Below are 23,544 nucleotides of genomic sequence, written 5' to 3'. Positions count from 1 at the left end.
GCCCCTGCCCTCCAAGCGCTGACCAGCCCGGGGGGTGGCAACCGCCACCCCCCGCCCCCGACACACGTGGGGTGCCCGACACACAACCGGGCACCCCACCCAAACCGCCTCTGCCGCACGCGCAGCGTGTGGCAGAGGCGGTACGCGTCGCGCGAAGCACGACGCCTCACTCCCCCACACGTCGCGCGAAGCACGACGCCTCACTCCCCTGTCAGAGGTCCCACACCTCAGCCGCCTTACGGGGGGCGCTAGCTTCCCTCTCCGCCTGCACTGGCACAGAGCCCCCGGCGCTGTGCCTCCCCTGGTCTTTCGCAGGCTCAGACACTTCAAAAGCGACGTCCCGACTGGGATCAGTGTCAGGAGCAGGCGAGTCAGCGCCCCCCGCCGCGCCACTCTCCACGACAGGTACCGCCAGTGCATCTGTCGAGTCGGCTGCTCGGGCCCAATCAACCGGATGAGCCGCAGGAGCCCGCGGCTCATCCGGAGGGAGCTGGGACTTCGTCAGATCAATGCCTGTCTCAACCTCCTCACGGATCTTTCCCTCCGGGACCGGGTAGCGCGGAGCCAGCGACATGCGCACGGTTCTGGAGGTGTCCTCTGGGTAGCCGACCGCGACGATGGCCTCACCGACACGAAGCTCCCTGAGCTCGTTGGGGTGCACCTTGAATCGGTCGATCTGTCTCAGCGATCCGACACCGCTGCCGGCGGTCGTCGTGCCGAGAACCCCGATGTCGTCCTGTACCTGCAGCGTCTCCTCCCACCCTTGGTAGGTGCCCAGCAGCTGGGCGACCTGTTCGGCGGAGGCCTTGGTTCGGTGCAGCAGCAGTACGTTCGCGTTCGTCAGGACAGCGTTGAGGAACGCGTCCGAGACCTCCTGGAGGTCGGCCAGGTCCTGGGTGCAGATCAGCAGCCCACCGCCAGCCGCTCGCAGCCGTTGGAAGAGCCCTCCCATCGTCGACCCGCCCAGTCCGCTGAACTCGTCGACGCCCGCGATGAACAGCCCGCCGTCCTCTCCGTAGTTCTCTCCGAGCAGGCGGTCGCCGACCGCTCCGAGATCGGTGAGGAACAGGTTGCCGATCTGTCGAGCCGCCTTGGCGTCGGTGTTCGCCGCAAGGGAGAACAGGACGATGTCGCCGCGGTGGACAGACTCGTAAAGGTCGATGCCTCCCTCGGCCTCGATCAGAACCCGGCCAGCGTCACCGCTGACGAGATTCCGCACACGGGTCGCCAAACCAGGGATCGACCTCTTGAGATCCTTCGCTTCCGTGTCCAGGTATGTGAGGTAGTCGCTGACATCCCGCTGCACTCGGGCGGTGAGTTTGTCTGCTCGACTCCCCAGGGCCTTCAACGTCATGAGGCGGGCCAGGTCCGGAAGATCCCGGCGCCAGGCACGACGGGTTCCGTCAGGGAAGATCTCCTGAACCTGCCCGGCCACCAGGTCGTCCAGTGCACGGACCACGAAAAGCAGGAACTCCTCCGCTGCTTCACGGTGGTGGGGCTCACTGAAGCCACCGCCCGCGACCTGGTCCAGACACTCCACGATCCGACTGCGGATCTGCTCAGCAGTTCCGTGCCGGATCGGGTTGTACGTGGTGCCCGCACCGGTGATGGTCACCAGCTTGAACTGGCGGCCGGCGTGAACGGCGCCACCGTGCATCGCCTCGATCAACTGCGGATCGGCCTTCATGTCGGCGAAGAGGAACGAGATGCCGAGCGGGCGCGCGTGCACGCTGACACACAGCTCGTACACCAGCTGCTCGATGGTCCGGGACTTGCCGTAGCCGCTCGCACCAGGAATGAACCCGTGCCTCTGCAACGCCCGGCCGGCTATCTCCGCGGGTTCCCCGGTGAGCTTGTCCACGCCGAGCCGGATCCGCAGATCGTCCAGCGTGCGGGCCGGCTTTCGGTTGTCGTTCTGCGCCAGATCCTGAAGCGCCGAATCCAGCTTCTTCTCACTGACCGGTTCCGGCAAAGAACGCCACTCTGCCTGGAACCGTGCCCGCCTCAGCAGCCATACACCCCCGACGCCCACAGCGACCGTCAACGAGAACGGCAACTGGTCCGCTATCCAACTTCGCCAGTTCTCTGCGACAAGGTGAGCCAATCCGGCCTGTTCGGGGTTCTCCCACATCACCGCCCACAGTTCACGGTAGGGACGCAGATACCAGCGGAACGTACCGAGCCAGGCCCCTACGGCGACTGCCGCCAAACCCGTCCAGCACACCCACCTGCGAACGCTCTTGCTCAGACGCCTCCCGCTGGCGACCAGCACAAAGACCAACAGCGCCGCCACCGGGTTCAGCACGGCCAACAGAACCCCGGCAGCCCGGGCAATCGCCTCGCTGCTGTTCGGGTTGATCGGCTGGGAACCCTGCCACTGAGTCGCCGGCCTCCCAGCGCGATCCCCCCGCGTGTTCTGTGCCTTCGCCTTGCTCACTTCTTCAACCCCTCCCGGCTCCACACCCGAAACGCGATCTGCTCGCCTCGCCCCAACTCCAGCGACCTTGCGTTCGCCTCCGCAGCAGCGAGCTCCACATTCGCCAGGAGTTCCGGCCATGCCCAGTACATGACGAAGTGAATGTGGTCGGCGTTCACGTACGTCAGCATGTTCCGCACAAGCCGAGGCCGCGGCTTCCGCGTCCGCTCCAGCTCATGCGCCCACACAACCCCATCCGGCGCGACAGTCACCAGGTCCGGGTACCGACGACCTGAACCGGTCTCGGTAATCACCGAGTACGTCGGCGTGGACGGACCCGTGTACTGGTTCGGTGTGTCCCTCGCCCGGATCTCCCGCTCGGTCACCAACGTGTAATCCGGTTGCACAGTCATCAACTGATGGGCCAAGTCGACCACGGCCAGGTCGTGGTTGTACTCCTTCGTATTCGGCGCCATCGCGTTCCCGCTGATGTTCGCCGTCTCCATCCCCAGTCGGGTCACCCAGAACGCCCTGGACCGCTGCCCAGCCAGCGCCCCCGTATCCAAAAGCCCCATGGCAACAAGCGCCCGAAGCCGGCGGTACACAACCTGCTGAGACGGGAAGACAGCCTCAGCCTCGAACTCCCTCACAACCTGGTCGCTCGTCACACCCGGCCAACGACCAACCCACCGCAGCAACCTGAGATCACGATCAGTTACCTGCCAGTTCCTACTGCTCGGAACTCGCACCTCGCGAACAACCAACTCCACCGAACCAACTCCCCGAACCCAAACCAGTCCCACAAACCACAACCGGCAACAACACAACAAGCCTCCGGCTCACCCACCAACAGCAGCCGAAATGCAACCCCCAACCACAGCAGCCGAACCCCTCAACGACCAACCGCAACCCCAACCCCCACTAGCCACCTCACCAAACCGCAACACAGCCAACCCCTCCGCCCCAACCTCACTGTCACACCCCCAACCCGCACCCTTCTCTCAACCTCCACCCCCACCACCCCACTCATCTCTTCTCTTCTCGCTCTTTCTCTCCTTCTGTTCTCCCTTCTCACTTCCTCCCTCCTCCTTCTTCTCCCTCTCACTCAACCACTCCTCTTCACTTACTACTTCCACTACACATCTGTCCTTCCTGTACCTCCTCTGACCTCTCTTTCTCTCCACACTGATACCACCTACTTTCAAGGGACGTAGGGAGTGGGTGGTATCAGTGTGGAGAGAAAGAATCCGCAGGTCAGAGGAGGTACAGGAAGGACCATCCCTAACACCCTTCTTTACACATGACTTTACACCCTGGCGGCCAACTCCCGGTTGCCTTCAGGGTTCTGGTGCCGGAACTCCGGCAGGTCTCAGAGGTTCGCGTCTAGGCAGCGGCTCCCTGAGCGGCCAGGTGCCTTCGCTCGGCCAGCACTGCTACCCGGGCCTCACGGAAGGCCGGCGGCATGGCCGAGAAACGAGCCTTCCAGTCAGACCGCCGAGTTCTGCGCTCGCCCTCCGTCAAACTGCTCCACCAGACCTCACGTCGCACCTGGTCGTTCGCTGCACGACGCGCCAGAGCCCTCTCCCTCTGTTCCTCCCACCTACGGCTCAGCTCGTCCCTGGTCGCCTGCCAAGCAGCCTTGAACGACCTCCTCTCCTCTCCGATACGCGCGGCCGTAAGCCTCTTTCTCTTCTTTGCCTGCGCCGTCTCTCTGGGTGCCCGGCCAGTCAGCTCCCACTGCTCCCTGCCTCTACGCCGGACCACCCTCAGCTGAAGCAGGGCTTTCAGACCGGTCTCGACGTTCTGAAGCTGGGACTTCGCCGGCTGGGGAGTGGGGGTGTAGCCGCTGAGGGCGTAGAGAGTGGGGGCTGAGTGGGGGCCGGGGTGGAGGGCCAGGGTCGTAGCGAGGCTGTACCAGGAGCGGCCGGGGGCGCCGAGGGTGTGACTACAAGGTGGCTCAGTACTTTCAGCGGTGAAGTCCAGGACAAGCAGGTTCACGCTGTACTCGTTCGACGACTTGGTTCCCTGGCTCTGGTCATAAGTCTTGGTCTTGACCAGCACCCCGTCCTTCGTGAGCTGTGACAGAGCAGCCGCAATCGTGTTCCTGGACTGCCCGGTGTCGTTCTCCAGGTCCCGCTGGGGCAACGCACAGTTCGCCAGGCTCTGCCTCGCCATGCGGTCACCTACGGCTGCAAGCACGCGCTCCCGACTGTGCCGAGTCGCCACGGTCCAACCGGGCCACACGAACTTCCGTACACCGGACAGAAGCGGACCCGTCACGCGCTTCCAGCGGTCGACAGGCGACTGCTGGGTTCGGGTTCCGCGTCGGCTGTCGACGAACTCGACAGCCGCGTTCCAGCAGAACTTCACCCACCAGTGACGACCTCGCCGACGAGCCCGAGCGAACCCCCGGTGGCGTGTATCGGAAACAACACCCCAGGCGCCGTCCGCGTCATAGCCAGCTACGACCAACCGGGCCGTGGACAACAACTCGCTCCGCGACCGGTCGCGGTAGTAGTCCGGTCCCGGACTCCGCAGACGCTCCCAGAACTCGCCGGGAGGAACCTCCCGGAAGGTTCGCTGCCACGGAGTGGCCGGAGTCTCCCGTCGCATGAGGACCCGGTGATGCCGTACGGGCAGGTTCGAAGCCCAGGACGGAAACGCGTTCTTCGCCCACTCGATCGAACTGGGGAGATCCACGTCGCCGGTCCGGCGGTGTGGGGCGGACAGAGGCCGAAGGGTGCGACGCCAGTCGATCTGTCGCGGAGTCGCACCCCAGTGGGTGCGAACCGTCTCGACGGTCTCCCTGAGCGCTTCACGCGCAAGACGGTTCCGCAGAACCGCGACTAGGTGCCAGCGGCCGGCGCCACCCCCCGACCTGCGGGTGACCCACCAACCGCCGAGTTCGTCGACTCGGGCAGTCATGTGCTCCAGCGCACTGACACTCCAGTCGTCATCGCTGCCGTCGATGTCGACGGCACACGCAAACTCCCGAAGCGTTGCAACGTACGAAGCCGCCTGGCCGCTGTTCACGAGCGCTGCGGCTTCGCTGAGGAACTTCAGAGGCCGCTCGGTTGCAACTCTGGCGTTGCCTGCGTCGATACAGAAAACCGGGGCATCGAACAGCAGGTCGTCGAGGAGGAGCGCCGCGATACGGGCACGTTCACGCGCCCGGGCAGCGTCACCGGTACGCAGCCGGGCATCCGGAGCGGGAACTTGGTAAGGGAACAGATGGTCGAGAGCACCCGACTGGCTCGGGGCAAAAGCAGCCTCGGATGGACCTGACAGGCGCGTCAATGACACACCGGTTTCAGGCAACAGAGTGCCGACCCGGGGACGTGTGGCTATGATGTCTCCAGAACTGAATGACGTCATGCGAGAGCGCCCGCTGAGGGCGGGAACGCTGACGTGAGGTGAGAGACTCCAGCAGCGCTACCGGCCGCCAAACCAAGCAGGCTGCGAGAGTCTCGGGATTCAGTTGTCGTTGGCCCCGCGGGACACGCCCCGGGGCGTTTGCCAGTCAGTCGATAGGCCCCCCGTGCTCCTCACCCTGAGGCAGGGGCTTGCGCTTCACGGCCTTCTTGGGCCGCTTCCTGGGCGTCACGGCCTCAAGCTCCTTCTGCACCAGCGCCACAGTCCGCGTCCAGTCCAGAGGCTGTTCACCGCTGAGGACGAGGTGCTCGACAACGGCATTGATCAGACCGGCGGCAGCCAGACGGGGGTGAATCTCCCGCAGCTTGGGGATCAGTTCCCCCGCCACAGCCGGCGGCAGGTTGATCGTGATCCGCCAGTCCTTGCCGGAAGCAGCGTCGTAGGCCGACTCACGGTTCGTGAGCATCCGCTTGTTTCCGGGTCCGGCCATGAGACGTATCTTGCCACTTGACCACCGTGCATCACGAATATCGCGTGTCACAGTGCTGTTGTTTCTCGTCAGGAAACCGGTTTGACCGTCCTCTTGGCTCCCGATGCATGCGGGTCGACACATGTGTCATCACAGCTGCGTTCGGACAGCGTAGATATGACGTTGCACCAGACCGACCATCGGATCAGACGGGCCAGCTGGCCCACGCCGTCGTTCGATGTTCCCGGGGTCGGCTACTCCGGCGGCCTGCTGTACTGCTCCAACGCCGCCTTACTGACCGACCGGTCCACCAAACGCAGCTCCCACGGCCCAGTGTTCACGTCGAAGTCCTTCCCGAAACCGACCCACTTCCCGGCCATACGCCGTCCGGTCGGCTCGACCAGCAGCTGCAGCGCACCGTGGTACCGGGCGCCGTTGTAATACCCCTCAGACGCTGTCTGCTCGACCCACGTTCCGGTGACGACGTTGCGGTCGACCGTCAGATCCAAGGTCAGTGGACTGTTCGGATTGCTGCTGGCCCCGGGAAGGCTCTGTGCCGTCAGCCGGCTTCCGTGCTGAACGATGACCACGTAGTGCCTGCCCTCGTAGGTGTCGCCGCGGCTGGACGAGAAGAACTCGTACTGGCTGAGCCACACCCCAACGAAGCCGTCGTCGCCTGCCTGCCGAAGCGCCGGTGAGTTCGCGAGCACGGAAGTGCCCCCCTCTGTCCCGGCGTCCATGTCATGCCCTCCTTTCCCATCGGCCTGAGCGCGCGCCATCGGTAGGGGAAGCGTGAAGCCCAGTGCTTCGACCGGACGTCCTGTGACCCGCTCCAGCGCCCTCGCGTACACGCCTCGTGGCGTTCTGCTGGTCCCTGACTCCCAGCGCTGGATCAGACGCTTCGACGCCTCGTTCGGCTCGCCGAGTTGTTCGCCGTCGCTCTGACCTGTCGTCCGGGAGCACCATCAGGCCCTACGCGACAGCCACATGGAGAGGATGGTCAAATGGCCGGCGGTGTCCACAATCAGGGTTCGCCCGGCGGGTGCTCGAGCGAACCGGTCAACCTGTCCATGCCGGGAAACGAACCGACCGCAGTCCCGGGCTGCACGGTCTGTGCCCACCAGGCGGAGGGCAGGCGGGCAGCACGAAGGCAGGGTGACTTCTCCGCGGTCTCCGACGCGAACGTCGAAATCCGCAACCATCCCCATCCTGCCGCATGACCATGACGTTGCGGATTTCCCGCGATTCGGGACGAACATGGGGGGCCAGAGTCGTCTACCCCGCCTGTTCGAGTGACGCGCCGTTAGCCTTAGAGGCTTCTGCCGCTTGGCCTCCGTGCGCATGTGTCCGCTGTACGGCAGGCCGATCCGCGACGTTCGAAGAACGACGATGTGACGATCAAGCCGGGTGAGAGACTTCGGGCGTGAGCACCACACGACGCCCGCTCGGGCTTGGACCCGTTCCTCCCCGCGACCACCGGATGGAGCAGGCCGGTCGCGGGCGGACGGCGGCAGAGCAGGCCGCCAACGAGAATCCTCAGCAGTTCGCCCCCCGCACGGCCGCCGCGCCCGTGGGTATCCGGCGCAGGCTCGGCGTCGGACCGGGCATTTCCTGAAGGGCACACGCGGCAGTCCAAGGCAGACCTATGGCGTGAAGCATCAGGTCTTGGGCGGGAATGCTCTTTCGGCTGCCGTGCCGAGCCGGGTGATCTGGTCAGGAGTGAGGATCCTGCGACGGCGGCGGAGATGGCGGGCCAGGCGCGGTGCCTCGACGATCACGACGCCGTCGAAGGTGAGGATGCCGCGGCGGCCGACGGGGGCGCCCTGGACGGCGATGATCGGCTGGATGTCCAGCTGCAGGTCGTCCAGCTGGCGGCGGAGGGCGGCAGTCATCTGCCGGACTTCCCAGTGCACGGTCGAGACGGTTCTGTTCTGGGCGTAGGTGCCGTACCAGAGTGTCGCGCCGTCGCGGCTGAGCACGACACGGGCGCCCTTGGCCTGCCAGTTCTTGGTGTCGATGTAGGCGATGCCCCAGCGTCCGACGGCGATGTGGTCCAGGTTGGCGGAACGGCCGATCGCGCGGTCGTGGAGGATCACGGCGCCCCGGCGGGAGAGCGGGCGGAGTGCTCGTGCGGTCCGGCGTTCGCCTTCGGCGCCGGACCGCCAGGCCCGGACGTGCTGGGGCGTGGCGAAGGTTCCGGTCCACGCGAGGAGGACGGCCAGGGCGGCGGCGTGCCCGTAGAGCGGGGGGCCCGGGATGTGCCGGGCGATCCACCAGTCCAGGGCTCCGGCGAGGAGCAGGACGGCGGGCAGGCCGCGCAGGAAGCGGCGGCGGGACGCCGTCCGCCACGATCTGAGCCGGCGGCGGTATTCACCGGCCGCCGACTGGCCGGCTCCGGGCCTCGTGGCCACGGGTTCCCCCTCGGTGGGTGTCAGGCGGTGGCAGGCAGGCGTGCCGCCAGGCGCTGGGCGGTCTGGATGAGGGCCGGTTCGGCCTCGGTGAGGGTGAGCACGCGCAGGAGTTCGGGGGCCCAGCGGGCCGCGGCGGCGGGGTCGTGGGCCTCCGGGTGCTGCGTCGTCGGCTGGGCCAGGAGCCGCCAGAAGGCGTGGGCGTTGCGGGTGAGGCGAAGCGTTTCCACACGCGGAGCCCGGGCCTGGTGGCGCCGCTCCGCCGTCTGCAGGTGCAGCGCCAGCGCGGTGGTCCAGTCCTTGTGGAGGGCTGCGGTGTAGGCGCGGAACGCCAGGGCGTTGACGGTGTAGGGGTGGGCCGGTCCGAAGGCGTCCTCCAAGGCGTCCTCGAGGTCGGCCGCGATCACTGCTGCGGCAGCCAGGTCCCCGACGGTCACCGCCGCCTGTGCCTTCTCCAGCATCTCCTGGTACTCCGGCGGCGGCTGGTCCTCCCACCCCGCTTCCGGGCCGGGTTCCACCGTGGGGGCGGGGCGGCCGGAGGGTGGGGCGGCCAGCGTGGGCTGCGGGATGGGTTCGGGCTCCGGGGCCTTGGGGGCAGGCTGGGGGTGGGGGTGGGCGAGCGGGGTCACCTCGCCGTCGTAGTCGACGATCAGCGGCCACACGGCACCGTCCGGCTCCTTGGCGTTCACCCGCACCGGGTGGCCGCGCTGGGCGGCCCGGAGCTGGACGTCGGCGAGAGCGGCGTCCCGGGGATCCTGGCCGGGGATACCGTGCACTGCCTGCCCGTCGACGCTGGCCTTGCCGTCGTCGTGGATCACGATGGTGTAGACGGGGGTGAGCGGGACCTGGTCAGGGTCCTTCACAACAGGCATTCCTCTTCCTTCGTTCGTGCAGATCCGTCCCCGTGCTGCCGACACGGGCCGCGTCGCCCTGCCCGCGCCGGTTCTCCCGGCGCGGGCGCTGCCTCAACGGCCGATGTACGGATTCTCGTGGGCGGCCGACACCTGCTCGGCAGGAGCCGCCGGGACGGCTTCCCGGGCGGCGGGCGCCTGCTGGGCCGGAACCACGGGGAAGAGGTCCGGGGTGGCGTTCTCGGCCGCGTAGGCGTCACGCAGTTCCTGCGGCACCGGGCCGGAACGCGGGACCTCACGGCCGGCCTTCTTCGCCCATGCGCGGATGCGCTGGTCGGCCCCGTCCGACTTGGGCTTGGCCGCACCGCGTTTGCGGGCGGCGGCCTGACGGGGACGCGCCGCCGCCACGAGAGGGCCGAACAGCTTGTCGTACTCCTCGACGTGAGCGGCACTCAGGTCGATCTCGTACTCCTTGCCCTTCCAGGCAAACGCGATCCGCTCGACTCCTGCGGTGCTCTGACCGTCCAGGTCATCGACCAGAATTACCTTTTCGGCCATGGCCGTACTCCTTTGTTCTTGCTGCGATGATCTCAAACGGCCGCGATAGGGGGACGTCCCCCTATCCGCCGTTGGGGAAGTACGGAGGGGCCCAACCCTCGTAGACCGCGCCCCACTTCCGCTCGATCTCCTCGGCGGGGACGATGCTGATCTTGCCCTTCTCCCGGATGTCGTTCGAAGCGATCATGCCGTCGCCGACGAAGAGCGCCACGTGCCCGGAACGGCTGTCGGTGCGCCAGTACAGCAGGGCACCGGGCGGCGGGTTCCTGTCCTTGGTGTGGCGCATCGAGGAGGGCATCGACCAGTAGTGGTCGATGGCGTGTCCACTGCCGGCGGAAGTCCACCCGTAGGACGTGGCCGTGAATCGCAGGCACCATCGGAACCAGTCGTCGGTGGGGTGCTCGGCCTCCCTCCGCGCCCAAGCGATGGCGTCCTCCGTGGAGCGCCGGTTCTTGACCTCCGCTGGCCAGGGGGCGTTTCCGTCGTGGAACTTCTCACCCGGCTCGCCCGGCGAGGAGGTGGGTCGGCGGTCGGCGAACTCCTTGCCCTCGCAGCGGTCGAACATGCCCTGTGTGGGCCGCTCGGTCGACGGCGGGCTCGAATAGCCGCTCGGGTAGGTGCCATAGTTGGGAGGCTGGGGCGCCCCCGACCCGGTCCCGGTGGGGGCCGGATTGCCGCCCCGGTTCAGGTCGATGCCCGCCTCCTGCGCTATCCGGCGGGCCTCGGATTCCTGCCCCGTGTACAGCGTCGGGTAGGCGCTGCGCTGCACCTTCTGGGCCGCGTCACCCATGGGCATGGTGTCCCAGCCCTGGATGTCGGTCAGACCCGGCGGGTCGCCGTTGTCGCCGGCACGGAAGCCCTTGCCGAGGAGGAACATCTTGGAGGAGTAGTGGGGGTCCATGATCTGCTGGATGGTCCCCCACCCCGTCGACGTACGCTGCTGGAACAGGCCGACGCTGTCCCGGTCTCCGTGGTCGAGGTTGATCAGCGTGGATTCCTGCAGCGCGGTCATCAGCGCGATCAGTGTGGCCCTGCCGGACAGACCCGCGGCGGCGGCCTCACCGTCGATGATCCTGGCGTTGGCTATCTGCTGGGCCCTGAGGCTGCCGCTGGGACGGCCTCCTCCCTGCGTGCCGCCCCCACTGTCGTCGCCGTCGTCGTACTGCGTGTCGGGCTGACCGGCGTCACCGCAGGCGGCCACCGACGCCTGGCTGCTGCCTGCAACGCTGGCAACGATGCCCAAGGCGACCAGGAAGACGAAGAACAGGACGGCGGCGGGTATGACGATCTTGAGCATCGCCCCCCGACGCGCCACCCCCGAGGCCATCATGACGGCCTGGCGCGTGTTCACAGCTCAGACCCCCAACACCCTGGCCACACGCCAGCCCTTGGAGCTGTGCGTCATCTCGGCCTGGAACACGTAGGTCTTCTCGTACGTGTTGTAGCCGTCGATCCTCGCCTTGACCGTGGCCTGCCGCCATACCCTCAACGGGGTGTCCACGGGCAGCCCTTCGGCAGCCTTGGCCACGTCGACGGACAGGACCGTCGAGATGCCCCCGTTGGACATCATCTGGTCCCAGATCCGATCCTCGTTCGCCCCCAGGTTCACGGCCAGCGCCTCCGTCATCCACGGCGCGGCGCGCTCGACGGACGGCTTGTGGTTCAGGTCGACCGGAGGACTGCGGGTCAGGTAGACCTGCCCCCACCCCTTCACCGTCTTCTCCGGCGTGCTCAGGTCCACCGGCGGGGACGGGTAAGGCGACACCACGAACCGGGAAGGAGACGGGGACGCCGGGCTCGCGCTGGAGGCCGCAGCCGTCGGGCTCGGGCTCGGGCTGGACACAGCCACGGCACCCGGACCGGCTTCGTCGTCCTTGCCGATCCAGTGGCTCGTACCCCATCCGATGGCGAAGATCACCGCGATGACGATGGCGGCCCCCGCAGGGGTCATCGGCTCGCGCCGGCGCTCCTCCTCCAGAACGCGGCGTGTGGTCTCCTTGCGGGCGCGCTTGTGCTCTTGACGCGCCCGGCGCCGCTCTTTCCTCTTTCCGCCCCGCGCCTCTTCCGGGAGTTCGTACTGCTCCTTCAGCAGATCCCGGAAGTCGGAGACCGTCCTCGGCTTGTCCTTCTCGTCGCTCACTGGCTTCCCCTCCGGCGCATGCCCGGCACTGCCATACGGCGGCCGGTGGTGCGGGTGGTCCGGCCGGGCGTCGCAGGACGTGCCGGGTTCGGACCCGTCGAGCCGCTGGCGGCGGGCGGGCGGTTCGGCGTGCTGCTGATCACCCGGTGCCGGATCAGCCTCGGCGCCGGGCGGCCCGGCTCCGGGGCGGACCGGAAGGAGTAGCTGGCGTCCCCGCCGGCTTCCGGACGGAGCGCCGACGAAGGACGTGCCGCGGAGACCTGGGCGTGCGGCGCGGCCTGGGCAGCTGCGGGGCGGCCCGCCGAGGCCGTGGCGTCGGCGGAGCGGGAGGTCGCCGCCTGTCCGCGGGCCGCAGTGCCGTTGCGGCGGGTGCCGGCGGGCAGCTCCGGGCGAGGGGCCTGGCCGGTGACACGGCTTCCGGGAATCGCCTTGGCGGGTCCGTCGGCGACGGACCGGCCCGTGGCCGGCGCGCTGGACGCAGGGAGCTCCGGACGGCTCGTCAGCGGGCCGATGGCCGTACGGCTCTTGCCTGCGGGCAGCGAGGCCGCACCGTTCTGTCCCGTGGGAAGCGGCGGCATCGGACGCCGGGAACCTGCGATCGCGCCCGGTGAACCGCCACCGGGCAGCTGCGGAACGCCACCACCCAGGTCACCGCCCCCGCTGCCGCCACCGCGACGCGGGAACCTCGGGAACCGGGGCATCCGCGGCGCGTGCATCGCGACGAGACCGCGGCCGGCGGCCTTGGTCAGACCCCAGCCCGCCTTGGCCGCGCCGCGGGCCGCGAGAAGGCCTCCCATGGCGGCGACCGGCGAGGTCATACCGGTGACACCGACGATCGACTCCATGATGCCGCGGAACTTGAAGGCGACGATGGCCGCCGCGATGGAGATGCCGGCCGAAGCCGCGTACCCCACGTCCTCCATGGCCTTCGTCGAGGCAGTCATGATCACCAGCACGGACCCGAGGACCATGGTCGAGATGGCGCTCTGCAGCACGAAGCCCAACAGGGTGTCGAAGAACCTGACGCCCCACGTTCTGGGGCGCCCGGGTATGACCCACAGACAGGCGAATATGACGCCGCTGAAGAGGAGCATCAGGGCACCGAGCAGGGATGCCAGGCTGGCGAATGCCAGAGCCAGCAACAGAGCCGCGAACAGGACGACGCAGATGAGTGCCGGGATCGTCACCATGATGCGGCCGACAGGGGTGTGGCCCTGCCGCCATGTGACGGAGTCCTCTCCGACCGCGCCCTTTGTCACGTTTTTCTGGAGCCAGTCCTTCCTCTTGCCCTTCATCACCCCTTGGTCGAGCAGTTCCTTGCCGTGCGCCTTGCATGCTTCGGTCGATCCGAACTCGGCCACGCACCAAGGCGTGACGACGAACGTCCGCCAGACGGCGTCCCCGCTTTTGCGGAGCATGTTGTCGCGCTCGTTGGTCCCGAACTGGGGGGAGGTGCCGAGGTCGATGGGCTCCTTCGTGCCGTCACCGATGCCCGCGTCGGCGGCGTTCATCGCGATCGAAGAGCCCACCGTGCGGACATTGTCGATGCCACTGATCCACGTCGACGGCGAGAGGAGCAGGGAGAGGGAGAAGATCGTGGAGACTGCGACCCAGCCCATCTGTCCTAGGGCGCTGCCCGGTGCCTTGCGGTGGTTGGCCCACGCCACCAGGGCGCCGACGATCATCGCCGACGGCAGAAGGGTGTTCGTCAGCGTCTTCGAAGCGGCGCCGATGGACGTGGCGATCGCGTTTTCCACCGCCGGAATCGTCGTCAGGTTGAAGATCCACTGGACGATCAGCACGCAGGCGCTTCCGATGGTCGCGGTGAGTGCCATGCAGATGTCCGCGGGAAGTTCCAGGATGGGATCGAACACGTCCCACATGCCGTAGTCGCTGTCCAGCGTGAACAGGAGAGGGTTGCCGTATTCCTCGTACAGGGTGCCCGGGCCGGTGCGCTTGATCTCGACCGACGGAAGCAGGTCGCCGACTCCGACCGGCGCGATGTCCGCGGCCCATGCGGACTGCGCCATGGCCATGAGCGTGGCGTATACCCCGATGATCGGAATCAGGATGTTCCGTTTGCGGGGCAGCCGGAAGTGCTGCAGCCGGATCAGCAGCCTGAGCACGCTGAACCGGTAGGTCTTCGTAGGGGTCACGGTCACCGCCTCATCAGGGCGTCGTGAACGGGGTTCCCGTGCGCGATGTCGGACTCGAAGATGTCCTCGGCCTGGTCGACCAGCCACTTGTCGCCCTGCTGCACCAGGCGGAGGGCGTCGCGGCTCGTGCTGCTGCTGGTGGGCCACGTGACCGAGTACTCGACCTGCACGCCGGTGCCCGCCGGATGGTCTCCGATGGCGGGGACGGGCACGGGACTGCCTGCCGTGACCGGGCCCATGTCCGCCCGCTCCGGACCGCTCGCTGATGCCTTCGGCTTTATCCGCATGGTGGTCCCGTCCGCGTACTCCAAAGGCGGCGGCGAACTCTCCGAGGGCGACGGCGTCGGCGTGGGGCTCGGCTTCTGGTGCTCTGCGACGCAGGCTTCGACGGTGCCGTCCCGGTAGCGGTCGGTCTGCATCGCGCAGGCCTTCGCCCAGTCGTCGTCGTTGCGCGCTTCCTGGTAGACACGGGCGGCTTCCACCGCGGCGGCCGTCGGGTCCTTGGGCGCGGGCCGGTCACCGGCCCCCTTGTCCGACGAGCAGCCTGCGACGGCCAGCACCGCGGCGGCGGCCGTGATGGTCATGGCGATGCGCCTCATACCCCTGACTCCTCCTTCTCCAGGAACACCGGCTCCGGCGCGCTCGGGCCGTTCTCGGCCTTCGGCGTCGTGCTCAGGAGCTGGTGCAGGTGCTCTGACGGGACGTCGAACTGGATGGTCGCGTTGTTGAACCGCGGGTCGCGCATGATCGCGTGGCCGTGGCGGACGGAGTTGCGGCGGGACGGGTCCAGGCCGATGGCCTGGATCAGCTGCCGGGTGTGCGGCCCCTGCGGCAGGTCCAGCAGGGCCGCGAGGGCGTCCTGCTGCTCGGCGGTGGTCAGCTGGAAGCCGAACATCATGCTGATCTGCTCCAGCAGGCCCGTCAGCTTGCCCAGCGACTCCACGTCCTGGGTGTCGATGACCAGCCCCATGCGCAGGGCGCGGCCGACACGCGCGATCCACTGGAGGAAGCTGGCGCCCTCGCGGGTCGCGGTCAGCACATGGGCCTCGGGCACCGCGATGGTTTTCCGCAGACCTCGCAGGTCCTTGCGGGCGGCCATCGAGATCCCGAACGCCAGCATGGAGTGGACCAGGGCGACGCTGAGGCGCTGGTGCACGGACCAGTCCGTGCGCTCGTCGTCCGGGGACGGCAGGGTGATGCCGGGGATCTGGACGACCCACAGGCCGGGCTCGGGGGCGATCAGCGTCTCGCCCGTCGGCTTGCCCATGAAGGGTGCGCCGATGCCGGTCTGGGCCAGCTCGTGCAGGGCCTCGCCGGTCTCCCGGGCCAGCTCGTCCTCGCTGCGGCGCAGGTGCTCGATGACCTTCCAGGTCGCCGGCTCGCCCTCGCCCATGACGAGGTTGACGGCGCTCTGGATCGGAGTCTCGGCCCCCCGGTTGCGCAGGTGCTGAGGCAGGGCGATACCGAGCTGGCCCGCCACCTCGGTCTGTGCGCGCTCGGCGCTCTCGCCGGTCAGGAGGGTGAACAGGTCGAAGGCGCCCGCGTACCTGCTGGTCGCCTCGACCAGGTGCGCGTTCAGCCCGTAGTACTCGCCGGAGGCCACCAGGCCGCCCATGTCGCCCTTGAAGTCCAGGGCCAGGACGAACGATCCGCGGAAGGCGGCGTCCAGCAGCATCAGCATCATGGCCGTCGTCTTGCCGCGGCCCGACCTGCCCACCAGCGCGGTCGTCGTGGCGTCGCCGCGGTCCGGTCCGGCGGTGATGTCGGCGCGGACGATGCCGGGTGTGGTGCCCGTCAGGTAGCCGACGATCGGGCCGGTGTCATCACCGACCGAAGCACCTCCCCAGAACCAACTGCCGGCGAGTGCGCCGACGGTGCGGGTGTGGGACAGGTCGGGGACGCGGACGCGGTCGCCGGGCAGGCTTTCGAGCCAGAGCTCCTTCTGCTCTTCGGCGCCCACTGAGCACTCGATGCCCAGACCGCCGTAGTAGGCGATCGTCGCATCGATTTTGTTTCTCAGGTCGTTCAGGGAGACGTCACTGGAGATCACCAGACGGGGGTGGTCCTGGAGAAGGGTCACGTCCTCACGCTTCATGTCGCGCGTGAGCACGGCCATGACCTCTTCGGTCTCCTCGATCTCCTGGGCGGTCTCGCCGGCGGAGTGCTTGGCCGCGCTCTGCCGCTGTTCCTTGGCCAGGCGGCGCATCTCGTCGATCATCTTGAGCGCGTCACGCCGGTGCAGGACCCGGAAGCGGACGCTGGGCTCGGGGTTGACCGGGAGGATCGCCACGTCGTCGGCGAAGTCCTGGAGGGTGTCGTCGAGTTCCGGCACGTAGGTGATCTCACTGACCGCCCGCAGCCACTCTCCCGGCCCCGGGGACTCCATCTCCTCGGGGAAGCCATCCATGGTCAGCACCGAGGTCCAGGCCGCTACTTCACCCTGCGCGTCGATGACCCGGACGTGGTCGGAGTACGGCACGACCCGCCCCCGGGTGAGGGCGGCGACCTTGGCTCCGGAGATGACACCGGCGGAGTTCGGGCTGGGCAGCGCGCTCAGCCGGTGCTGCTCACGGGCGATCATCCACGCCAGCATCTCCACCGGCGCGAGCTCCGCCTGCCAGGGCGTGGACTGCAACTGCCGGCCGAGCCGGCGGGCAAGGGCGTCCAGGCGGGCGAGCTCACGCGGCGGTACCGCGTGCGTGCGGATGCCGAGAGCGTCCTGCAGGCTGCCGCGGCCGCGGGCCTGCGCCTGTGTGGACCGCTCCTGGATACGCACGCCCAGCAGGAGGTGGCGGTTGGGGAGATCGAGCTGCTGCAGGCGCTCGACCCTGGCCTCGGCCCACGCCCGGTGGTCGCCCGCGCTGAACAGTTCCTCCGCCTCGGCCCGGTAGTCGTCCGCGTTGAGCGGGCTCCACAGGATCCGCAGATGGCAGTCCATGCCGGCGAGCGTCCGGGCCAGCGTCGCCGCAACCTGATCGTGCTCAGCGTCCCGGGCCGCCTCGGACATCAGGTCCGTGTTGCTGCTTCGCAGCACGAACCACGCCTCGGCGTGGGTCTCCGTCACCAGCAGGCCGTCCGAGACGGCCACGTACCGCGGCGGCGGCGCGCTGCGGTCCCCGGTCACCCCCAGAAGCTTGCCGACAGCCTTTGCGATCTTCATCCCCGTTACCCCTCGCTACTGCTTCTGCTTGCTGCCGGCACGCCGGTGGGCCCGATAGACGGCGTCGGCGCCGTACAGCCTGGCCTTTAGATCGATCCGGGCCTCGCGGCCCGCCGTCGGATGCACTACGTCCGCTCCCAGAGCGCCGTCCAGCACCCCCAGGCCGGGAAGTTCAATGACCGCCTCGAAGCGGTCGCCGAGCCGGCCGCGCAGCGGCAGCCACTCGGAGCGGTCGGCGGCCCGGCGTCCGCCGTTGATCACAGGCCGGTGTCCTACCGTCAGGTAGCGAACGGTCAGGGCCCACTGGGTCAGATTCCACCGGCGCTCCTTCATACGGGAGCGCTGGGCCCCGTAGAAGGTGACCATGGCGGGTGGCACGAAGTAGAGCGTGAAGGTGACCTGCGACGGCATTCCGAAGATCAGCAGCAGGCCACCGGTCCACGCCACGTAGACGACAGCACCGGTGATCAGCAGCCGTCGGGACGGGCCTTCACCCAGGTCGATGCCCAGGATCTCGTGCTGCCGGGTCTCCAGGTCGAAGTGCCGCGTGTAGGTGTGCCCCACCCTCATCCGGAGACCTTGCCCCATATGTCGACCAGAAGCTGCTTGGTCGCATCGGTCTGGAAGACGAATCCGGCGACGATGACACCGGCAATGATGTGGCCGATCAGCTCGCCCCACTCGCGCTTGGAGTAGTGCATCACTGCACGGACCAGCAGGATGATCAGGAAGATGTTCCCGGCGATCGTCTTGGTCCAGCCGAGAAGGCTTGCGCCGTCGGTGAGAGCCAGCGTCTGCATTGTTTCGTTCCCCTTGTCGAATTTGCGGGCGGGAGTGGACAGTCAGGAAGTTCCGCCGTGGACGTCGGCGACCTGCCAGCGCTCGGCGGAAGCCGCCACCACGCGGGTGATGTCGACCCGGTAGGACTGCTCCAGCTCGGTCGAGCCGATCTTCCAGACCACCACTGCCGTGCCGGTCCGCTTGTCGCCGGACCCCTCGTCAACCGTCCAGCTCTGGACGGTGCCCAGCGTCATCCCGGCCGGCAGGGGCGGGATGACGGCTCCCGGAGCCATGACTCCGTCGGCCTCGCCCTTGGCGTATTCGGTGAAGAAGCCGGACACGACCGACTTGGTCTGGTCGGACATAGGGGCGTCGGAGTTCTTGGCCTTCTGGGCGGGAAGGGCGGGGCCGGATGTCGGCACGCCGACGATGCCGGGCGCTCCCGTCACAACGGCCCGGTCGGAGGTGATGAGCACCGGAACCTCCAGACCCACCCAGCGCTGCTCGGCCGGCTTGGCCGGCTGCTGGTCCTTCGCCGGTACGGCCGGAGCGTTCACGAGGACGTCGATGTGGACTCGGGAGCGGGAGTCGCCCAGTTCGGTGACCGCTCCAGGCACGACGGTGACGACATCCTGCTTGCCCTTCGCGTTCCAGCCCTGCGCGGTGTCCTGGCCCTGAGGCATGTCGCGCGCCAGGGCCTGGTTACGGGCCTGCGGGTTGGCCTCGTCCCACGTCAGATAGCTGAAGGCGAACCGGCCGGCGACGGCCTGCGCCTGCTGGACGGGGTAGGCAGGCGGCGCCGCCTTCACCTGCGGAGCGACCGTCGCGGGAGCCTGGTTCGGCCAGAACCAGCTCCTGACCCCGGTCACCACGGCCAGGCCCACGACGATCCACAGCGTGACGCGTCCCAGCTTGACGAGCGCCTTCGTTCCGCTGTTCTCTTCCTCGACCCGCCAGGGGGCGGCCTGCTGGCCGGTCTCCGCCGACCTGCGCTTCGGGGCGGACTGGCTCCGGGGCGGTTCCTCGACGGAAACGGGAGCGGTGCGGTCGGACTGCACGCGCTTGCCGGCGGCCACCCATGCCTGGGCCCCGGCGGGCACTTGCGCTGCGGGAACCGCGGCGGGAGTCTCGCCGTCTGAAGCAGGAACGGCCGTGGAAGGCGCGTCCTGAGGCCGGGGCTTGGGCTTGGGATCCGGAAGGTTCAGCACCTTCCAGACGATCTTCTTGAACGTACTCATCCCCCGATGACCCTCCCCCGCGATGGCCGAACCGGTCGGACACTACGCCGTCACTGAGTGATCGTCAAAAAAGTATGTATCGCTGCGAGTAGAGTTCGGCGCCATGCGATCGGGAGCAGAGGCCAGGCGCCTCAGGGGATGGCTCGTGCGCGATCTGCGAAGGCTTCGCGACATCCCACAAGCACAATTGGCGGACGCTGTGGGATGCTCCCGCAGCGCCGTTTCGATGTGGGAGACGAAGGATCAGCGACCCAATGCCGGACACCTGGTCAAGCTGGCCGGATTCCTCGGCGTCGACCCGTCTGACCTGCTGGATGGCCCCTCGGACAGCGGCACGCTGAAGGATCTGCGCGAAGCGCGAGGTCTGACACAGAACGAGGTAGCCAGACTCATCGGGGTTACCCCGGCCACGTATTGCAATGTGGAAACCGGGCGCCAGGGCCTGCCGAATCGGTGGGTGCCGATCCTCCAATCCGCCTTCAATACCAGCGAACAGACCATCAGGGGGAGCACTCCCCCCAAACGGCGAGGGTGATGGATTTGTCGATAAACAAACGGACGATTGAGAACTCAACCATTCCTTTTGATTCCGACTTGATCAAGTTCACCGCTTGATCATCCGGAATGCCCGGTTCAGACCTGACGCCGGAGTGGCCCCTGTCGCCGCGCACCGCGCACGGTCAGGCGCCCCCACCGGGGAAGGACAGGGAGAAACTACCGTCACCCGACAGCCGATGGACTGCACTTGCGCGGCAAAACACATCCAAAAGAGCACCTCAAACGAAGATCACGGCAGTATGCTGCCGTCTATGTCTTCTCCGAATCCGGCAGGGGAGCGGGAAAAGCTGAACTCCAAGCTGCCCGCCCACCTCCAGCAGAGCCTCAAGGTCCGTGCGGCGCAGCTCCAGACGGACATGCAGGATGCCGTGGCCGCCGGCATCCGGTTGTGGCAAGGCTGTACCGATCAGCTTCCACTCGTCGACACAGCGGGTGCCGACTCGTTCGGCACCTACCTTCCCGAGGGCCTCTACGACGCCTTCAAGGAGGACTGTCGTGACCGCGGGGTCTCCTACATCCAGGGACTCGCCCAGTCGGTGGCGCTCTGGCTTGCCGAACACCCTGCGGGTGTCCGGCCGGTGACTCGGCGGCTCGTCGTCTGCAACCAGAAGGGCGGCGTCGGCAAGACCGCCGTGTCGGCAGGTCTGGCCCAGGCACTCGCCGAGGACGGGCAGCGTGTCCTGCTGGTGGACTACGACGCACAGGGCCATCTCTCGCACCAGCTCGGCCTCAAGGCTGTTCCTGCCGGTGAGGAAAGCCTTATCACCCACATGCTCCACCGCGAGCAGGCGAGGATGCCGCTGCTCGACCTGACGGTGGCCATAGAGGGCGACCGGTTCGAAGGGCGCCTGCGCATCCTCCCCGCCGCGTTCGACGCCTTCCTCCTCGACTCGGGGCTCACCGTCTTCCGCGGGCCGCGCCACGCCACGTTCGAACGGGCACTGGCGCCTCTTGAAGAGCACTTCGACGTCATCGTCATCGACTCCCCTCCGAGCCTGGGGCTGTCCATGGACGCCGCTCTCTACTACGCCCGCCAGCGCGAGGAGGAGAAGCCCGGCTCCTCCGGCCTCGTGATCCCGGTCGAGGCCGAGGACACCTCCGCGCAGGCGTACGGCATGCTCATCCAGCAGACGGAGTCGCTGGCCCGTGACTACGACATCGTCATCGAGCAGATCGGCCTGGTGGTCAACAAGTTCGACAGCCGGCGGGGGTACATCGCCACGTCGTCCCTGGAGAGGTGGAAGTCGCTCGGGACGCCTCCGGTCCTGGCCGTCGTGCCCGACCTGAAGGAGCAGCGGGAGGCGGTGCGCACGCAGCGGCCTCTGCTGGAGTACGCGCCCGAGTCCGAGCAGGCGCACCAGATGCGGAAGATTGCACGGGCGGTGAGGACGGCATGAGCAAGGCGGACATGTTGGGGGAGTCTGCGACGTTCGACGCGGTGGCCCAGCCGATCAGCAGCCGTGCGGCGGCCTTCGCCCGGTTCAACCACCCCGAGCCGCAGGACCCGGCGGGGACAGTGGCGCCGACCGCTCCGCGGGCGGGCCGTCTTCCGGTCGCGGCACTGGCCCACAACCCGTACAACCCCCGGGAGGAGCTCAAGGAAGTCGAGGACCTGGCCGACAGCCTCGCCGCTCGCGGGGTCATCCAACCCCTCACGGTGGTGAGCCGGTCCGCGTTCCTCGGAGCCCACCCGGAGCACGAGGAGACGCTGGCCGGCTCCGAGTATGTCGTCGTGGACGGCAACCGTCGGTTGGCCGCGGCCAACCTGGCGGGGCTCGACGATGTTCCCGTCCATCTCGACGACTCCTTCGCCGAGACTCCGGACAGGCTGTTGGAGACCGCGCTCATCGCCGCTGTCCAGCACGAGGACCTCGCTCCTTTGGATGAGGCCAGGGCACTTAGCCGGCTTGTGGAGGTGCACGGCTCGCAGCGGGCTGTCGCCAGGGCTCTGGGCAAGTCGAGCGGATGGGTCACCCAGCGCATGGCTCTGCTGAAGCTCACCCCCGAGCTGCAGCAGGCGGTGGAGGACAAGACCCTTCCGGTGGAGGTGGCCCGTCGGGTGGGCCGACTGCCGGGCGAAGAGCAGCAGGCTGCGGCGGAAGCCGCCCAGGGACAGCGAAAGCAGGACAAGGAGAGCCGTCCGGATCCGTCGGCGGGTGCTTACGCCGTAAGCACTCCGGCTGATGCTGTGACGGTCCCGCCGGCCCGCCATGCGGAAGATCCGGAGCCCGTGGGTGGCTCCGGTTCACCTGTCGGATCCGACTCCCATCCGCTTCCCTCGGAAGTGCCCAGTGCCGAGGAGGGCGACGATTCGTCCCTGCCCGAGTCCCCTTGGATGAAGGACATCCGGAAACTGCCCAGGGTTCCGTGGCACGACGGCAACGGCGTGGCGGACCTCGTCTTCGAAAAGATGGACGCCGAGCAGAGGACCGTGCTGCTCGAACGGCTGCTGGCCGCCCACGAGGGCTGAGCCGAGCCTGTCAGGGCACGCAGCACACTGAACGGCGCCGGGGGTGCTTACGCCGTAAGCACCCCGGCCACCCGACAGCCGGCACCACCCCAAGTGCTTACGCCGTAAGCACCCCGGCCACCCGACAGCCGGCACCACCCCAAGTGCTTACGCCGTAAGCACCCCAGCCACCCGACAGCCGGCACCACCCCAAGTGCTTACGCCGTAAGCACCCCGGTGCGGGAGAGGGCGCTGTCCGGATGACTTCCAGGTCTGTGGCAGGGGGCGGGTGGTCCTGCTCGCGCGAAAGAGGACGCCTCCGGCGGGCCCTCACTCCCAAGGGGGTCGGGGTTGTCGGTTGACTGCCGGCCGGTGGGGTGGTGGTGGGGTGGGCCAGGGGCTTCCCTCGGTCGGTCGGGCCCCCGGAGGGCTACCGCCGAACCTGTGGGGGGTGCCAGGACAAGCCGCTTCGCGGTCGCTGCGCGATCCTGGCACCCCCCACAGAACCGACGGTCGGCTGACGCTGCCCGACCGACCGAGGGAAGCCCCCGTCTACCGGCTGGCATTGTGGCCGGAGCCGCCTGGCAGCGGGACGGGTCCGCAACGCCGCGGCCAAGGCTCGCTCCTGACGTTCCCAAGGAGCGACTCTGGAAGTGCGTTGGCAACCACGGCCCTGCAAGAAACAGGAGCCGTGGCGGGCCGTGGCAGCCGGCGCAAGCCGGCCGCTGTGGGCAGGTTCGGAACGCGCCAGCGGGCCGGACCTGCCCACAGCCAAAGAAGCAGCCGCCCCCGCCAGGGGGCGACCACGGCCCGGCGGCCCGGGACGGGGACCCAAAGGCCCCCCAGGGGCCGACGGTCCCCGGCACGGTGAACGCCGCCGGGCCACACCGCGCCGCCCCCGCCAGGGGGCGACCACGGCCCGGCGGCCCGGGACGGGGACCCAAAGGCCCCCCAGGGGCCGACGGTCCCCGGCACGGTGAACGCCGCCG

Annotated in this window: 19 protein-coding genes and 1 pseudogene; 3 read left to right on the top strand and 17 right to left on the bottom strand. The window is 68.1% G+C overall.

Annotation, left to right across the window (positions count from 1 at the left end; genetic code table 11):
• Positions 1-211: 211 nt before the first annotated feature.
• The 17 genes and pseudogenes from ACZ3X1_RS36570 to ACZ3X1_RS36490 all read right to left on the bottom strand — a co-directional run bounded on the left by ACZ3X1_RS36570 (position 212) and on the right by ACZ3X1_RS36490 (position 19,548).
• A complete protein-coding gene (locus tag ACZ3X1_RS36570; RefSeq protein WP_467283790.1) occupies positions 212-2,437 on the bottom strand; it encodes a type IV secretory system conjugative DNA transfer family protein in 2,226 nt (741 codons plus the stop codon).
• The gene (locus tag ACZ3X1_RS36565) at positions 2,434-3,084 is read right to left on the bottom strand and encodes a hypothetical protein (protein WP_467283789.1); all 651 of its coding nucleotides are present in this window, start codon (positions 3,082-3,084) and stop codon (positions 2,434-2,436) included. The genes ACZ3X1_RS36570 and ACZ3X1_RS36565 overlap by 4 nt, the downstream gene beginning before the upstream one ends.
• Before the next feature lie 333 nt (positions 3,085-3,417).
• Positions 3,418-3,600, bottom strand: coding sequence for a hypothetical protein (locus ACZ3X1_RS36560; protein ID WP_467283787.1), 183 nt, complete (start codon positions 3,598-3,600; stop codon positions 3,418-3,420).
• Between the two features lie 199 nt (positions 3,601-3,799).
• Complete coding sequence (locus tag ACZ3X1_RS36555) at positions 3,800-4,591, bottom strand: hypothetical protein (RefSeq protein ID WP_467283785.1); 792 nt, start codon at positions 4,589-4,591, stop codon at positions 3,800-3,802.
• A gap of 1,345 nt (positions 4,592-5,936) precedes the next feature.
• Entirely contained in the window at positions 5,937-6,278 is a 342-nt protein-coding gene (locus ACZ3X1_RS36550; RefSeq protein WP_467283783.1) for a hypothetical protein, read from the bottom strand.
• Positions 6,279-6,511: 233 nt separating this feature from the next.
• A pseudogene (locus ACZ3X1_RS36545) lies at positions 6,512-7,192 on the bottom strand (XRE family transcriptional regulator); the annotation flags it as partial.
• A gap of 723 nt (positions 7,193-7,915) precedes the next feature.
• Positions 7,916-8,668, bottom strand: a complete 753-nt coding sequence (locus ACZ3X1_RS36540) for a nuclease-related domain-containing protein (protein ID WP_467283781.1) — start codon at positions 8,666-8,668, stop codon at positions 7,916-7,918.
• A 20-nt stretch (positions 8,669-8,688) separates the two neighbouring features.
• Entirely contained in the window at positions 8,689-9,537 is an 849-nt protein-coding gene (locus tag ACZ3X1_RS36535) for a hypothetical protein (protein ID WP_467283780.1), read from the bottom strand.
• A gap of 93 nt (positions 9,538-9,630) precedes the next feature.
• Complete coding sequence (locus ACZ3X1_RS36530; protein WP_467283777.1) at positions 9,631-10,074, bottom strand: Lsr2 dimerization domain-containing protein; 444 nt, start codon at positions 10,072-10,074, stop codon at positions 9,631-9,633.
• A gap of 61 nt (positions 10,075-10,135) precedes the next feature.
• A complete protein-coding gene (locus ACZ3X1_RS36525) occupies positions 10,136-11,425 on the bottom strand; it encodes a peptidase M23 (protein WP_467283775.1) in 1,290 nt (429 codons plus the stop codon).
• 3 nt (positions 11,426-11,428) lie between these two features.
• Complete coding sequence (locus tag ACZ3X1_RS36520; protein ID WP_467283772.1) at positions 11,429-12,214, bottom strand: hypothetical protein; 786 nt, start codon at positions 12,212-12,214, stop codon at positions 11,429-11,431.
• Positions 12,211-14,370 carry a hypothetical protein gene (locus ACZ3X1_RS36515; RefSeq protein ID WP_467283770.1) on the bottom strand — a complete coding sequence of 720 codons (2,160 nt, stop codon included), beginning with the start codon at positions 14,368-14,370 and terminating at the stop codon, positions 12,211-12,213. The genes ACZ3X1_RS36520 and ACZ3X1_RS36515 overlap by 4 nt, the downstream gene beginning before the upstream one ends.
• A 2-nt stretch (positions 14,371-14,372) precedes the next feature.
• Positions 14,373-14,969: a hypothetical protein gene (locus ACZ3X1_RS36510; protein ID WP_467283767.1), complete on the bottom strand. Its 597-nt coding sequence runs from the start codon at positions 14,967-14,969 to the stop codon at positions 14,373-14,375.
• Complete coding sequence (locus ACZ3X1_RS36505) at positions 14,966-17,530, bottom strand: ATP-binding protein (RefSeq protein ID WP_467283766.1); 2,565 nt, start codon at positions 17,528-17,530, stop codon at positions 14,966-14,968. Before ACZ3X1_RS36505 ends, ACZ3X1_RS36510 begins: the two co-directional genes overlap by 4 nt.
• Before the next feature lie 15 nt (positions 17,531-17,545).
• A complete protein-coding gene (locus ACZ3X1_RS36500; RefSeq protein WP_467283764.1) occupies positions 17,546-18,100 on the bottom strand; it encodes a hypothetical protein in 555 nt (184 codons plus the stop codon).
• The gene (locus ACZ3X1_RS36495; RefSeq protein WP_467283762.1) at positions 18,097-18,330 is read right to left on the bottom strand and encodes a hypothetical protein; all 234 of its coding nucleotides are present in this window, start codon (positions 18,328-18,330) and stop codon (positions 18,097-18,099) included. Before ACZ3X1_RS36495 ends, ACZ3X1_RS36500 begins: the two co-directional genes overlap by 4 nt.
• A 42-nt stretch (positions 18,331-18,372) precedes the next feature.
• The gene (locus ACZ3X1_RS36490; protein ID WP_467283759.1) at positions 18,373-19,548 is read right to left on the bottom strand and encodes a conjugal transfer protein; all 1,176 of its coding nucleotides are present in this window, start codon (positions 19,546-19,548) and stop codon (positions 18,373-18,375) included.
• Positions 19,549-19,693: 145 nt separating this feature from the next.
• Here ACZ3X1_RS36490 and ACZ3X1_RS36485 point away from each other — a divergent pair, with 145 nt between their 5' ends.
• From ACZ3X1_RS36485 to ACZ3X1_RS36475, 3 genes are all read left to right on the top strand, one after another.
• Positions 19,694-20,083, top strand: a complete 390-nt coding sequence (locus ACZ3X1_RS36485) for a helix-turn-helix domain-containing protein (RefSeq protein WP_467283757.1) — start codon at positions 19,694-19,696, stop codon at positions 20,081-20,083.
• Between the two features lie 274 nt (positions 20,084-20,357).
• Positions 20,358-21,503 carry a ParA family protein gene (locus tag ACZ3X1_RS36480; RefSeq protein WP_467283755.1) on the top strand — a complete coding sequence of 382 codons (1,146 nt, stop codon included), beginning with the start codon at positions 20,358-20,360 and terminating at the stop codon, positions 21,501-21,503.
• The gene (locus ACZ3X1_RS36475) at positions 21,500-22,576 is read left to right on the top strand and encodes a ParB/RepB/Spo0J family partition protein (protein WP_467283752.1); all 1,077 of its coding nucleotides are present in this window, start codon (positions 21,500-21,502) and stop codon (positions 22,574-22,576) included. The genes ACZ3X1_RS36480 and ACZ3X1_RS36475 overlap by 4 nt, the downstream gene beginning before the upstream one ends.
• Positions 22,577-23,544: the final 968 nt, after the last annotated feature.

It is taken from the genome of Streptomyces sp. NPDC023541, from assembly GCF_055559995.1.
Note: the sequence above shows the minus strand (reverse complement) of the source record. Positions and strands in the feature narration are given on the sequence as shown.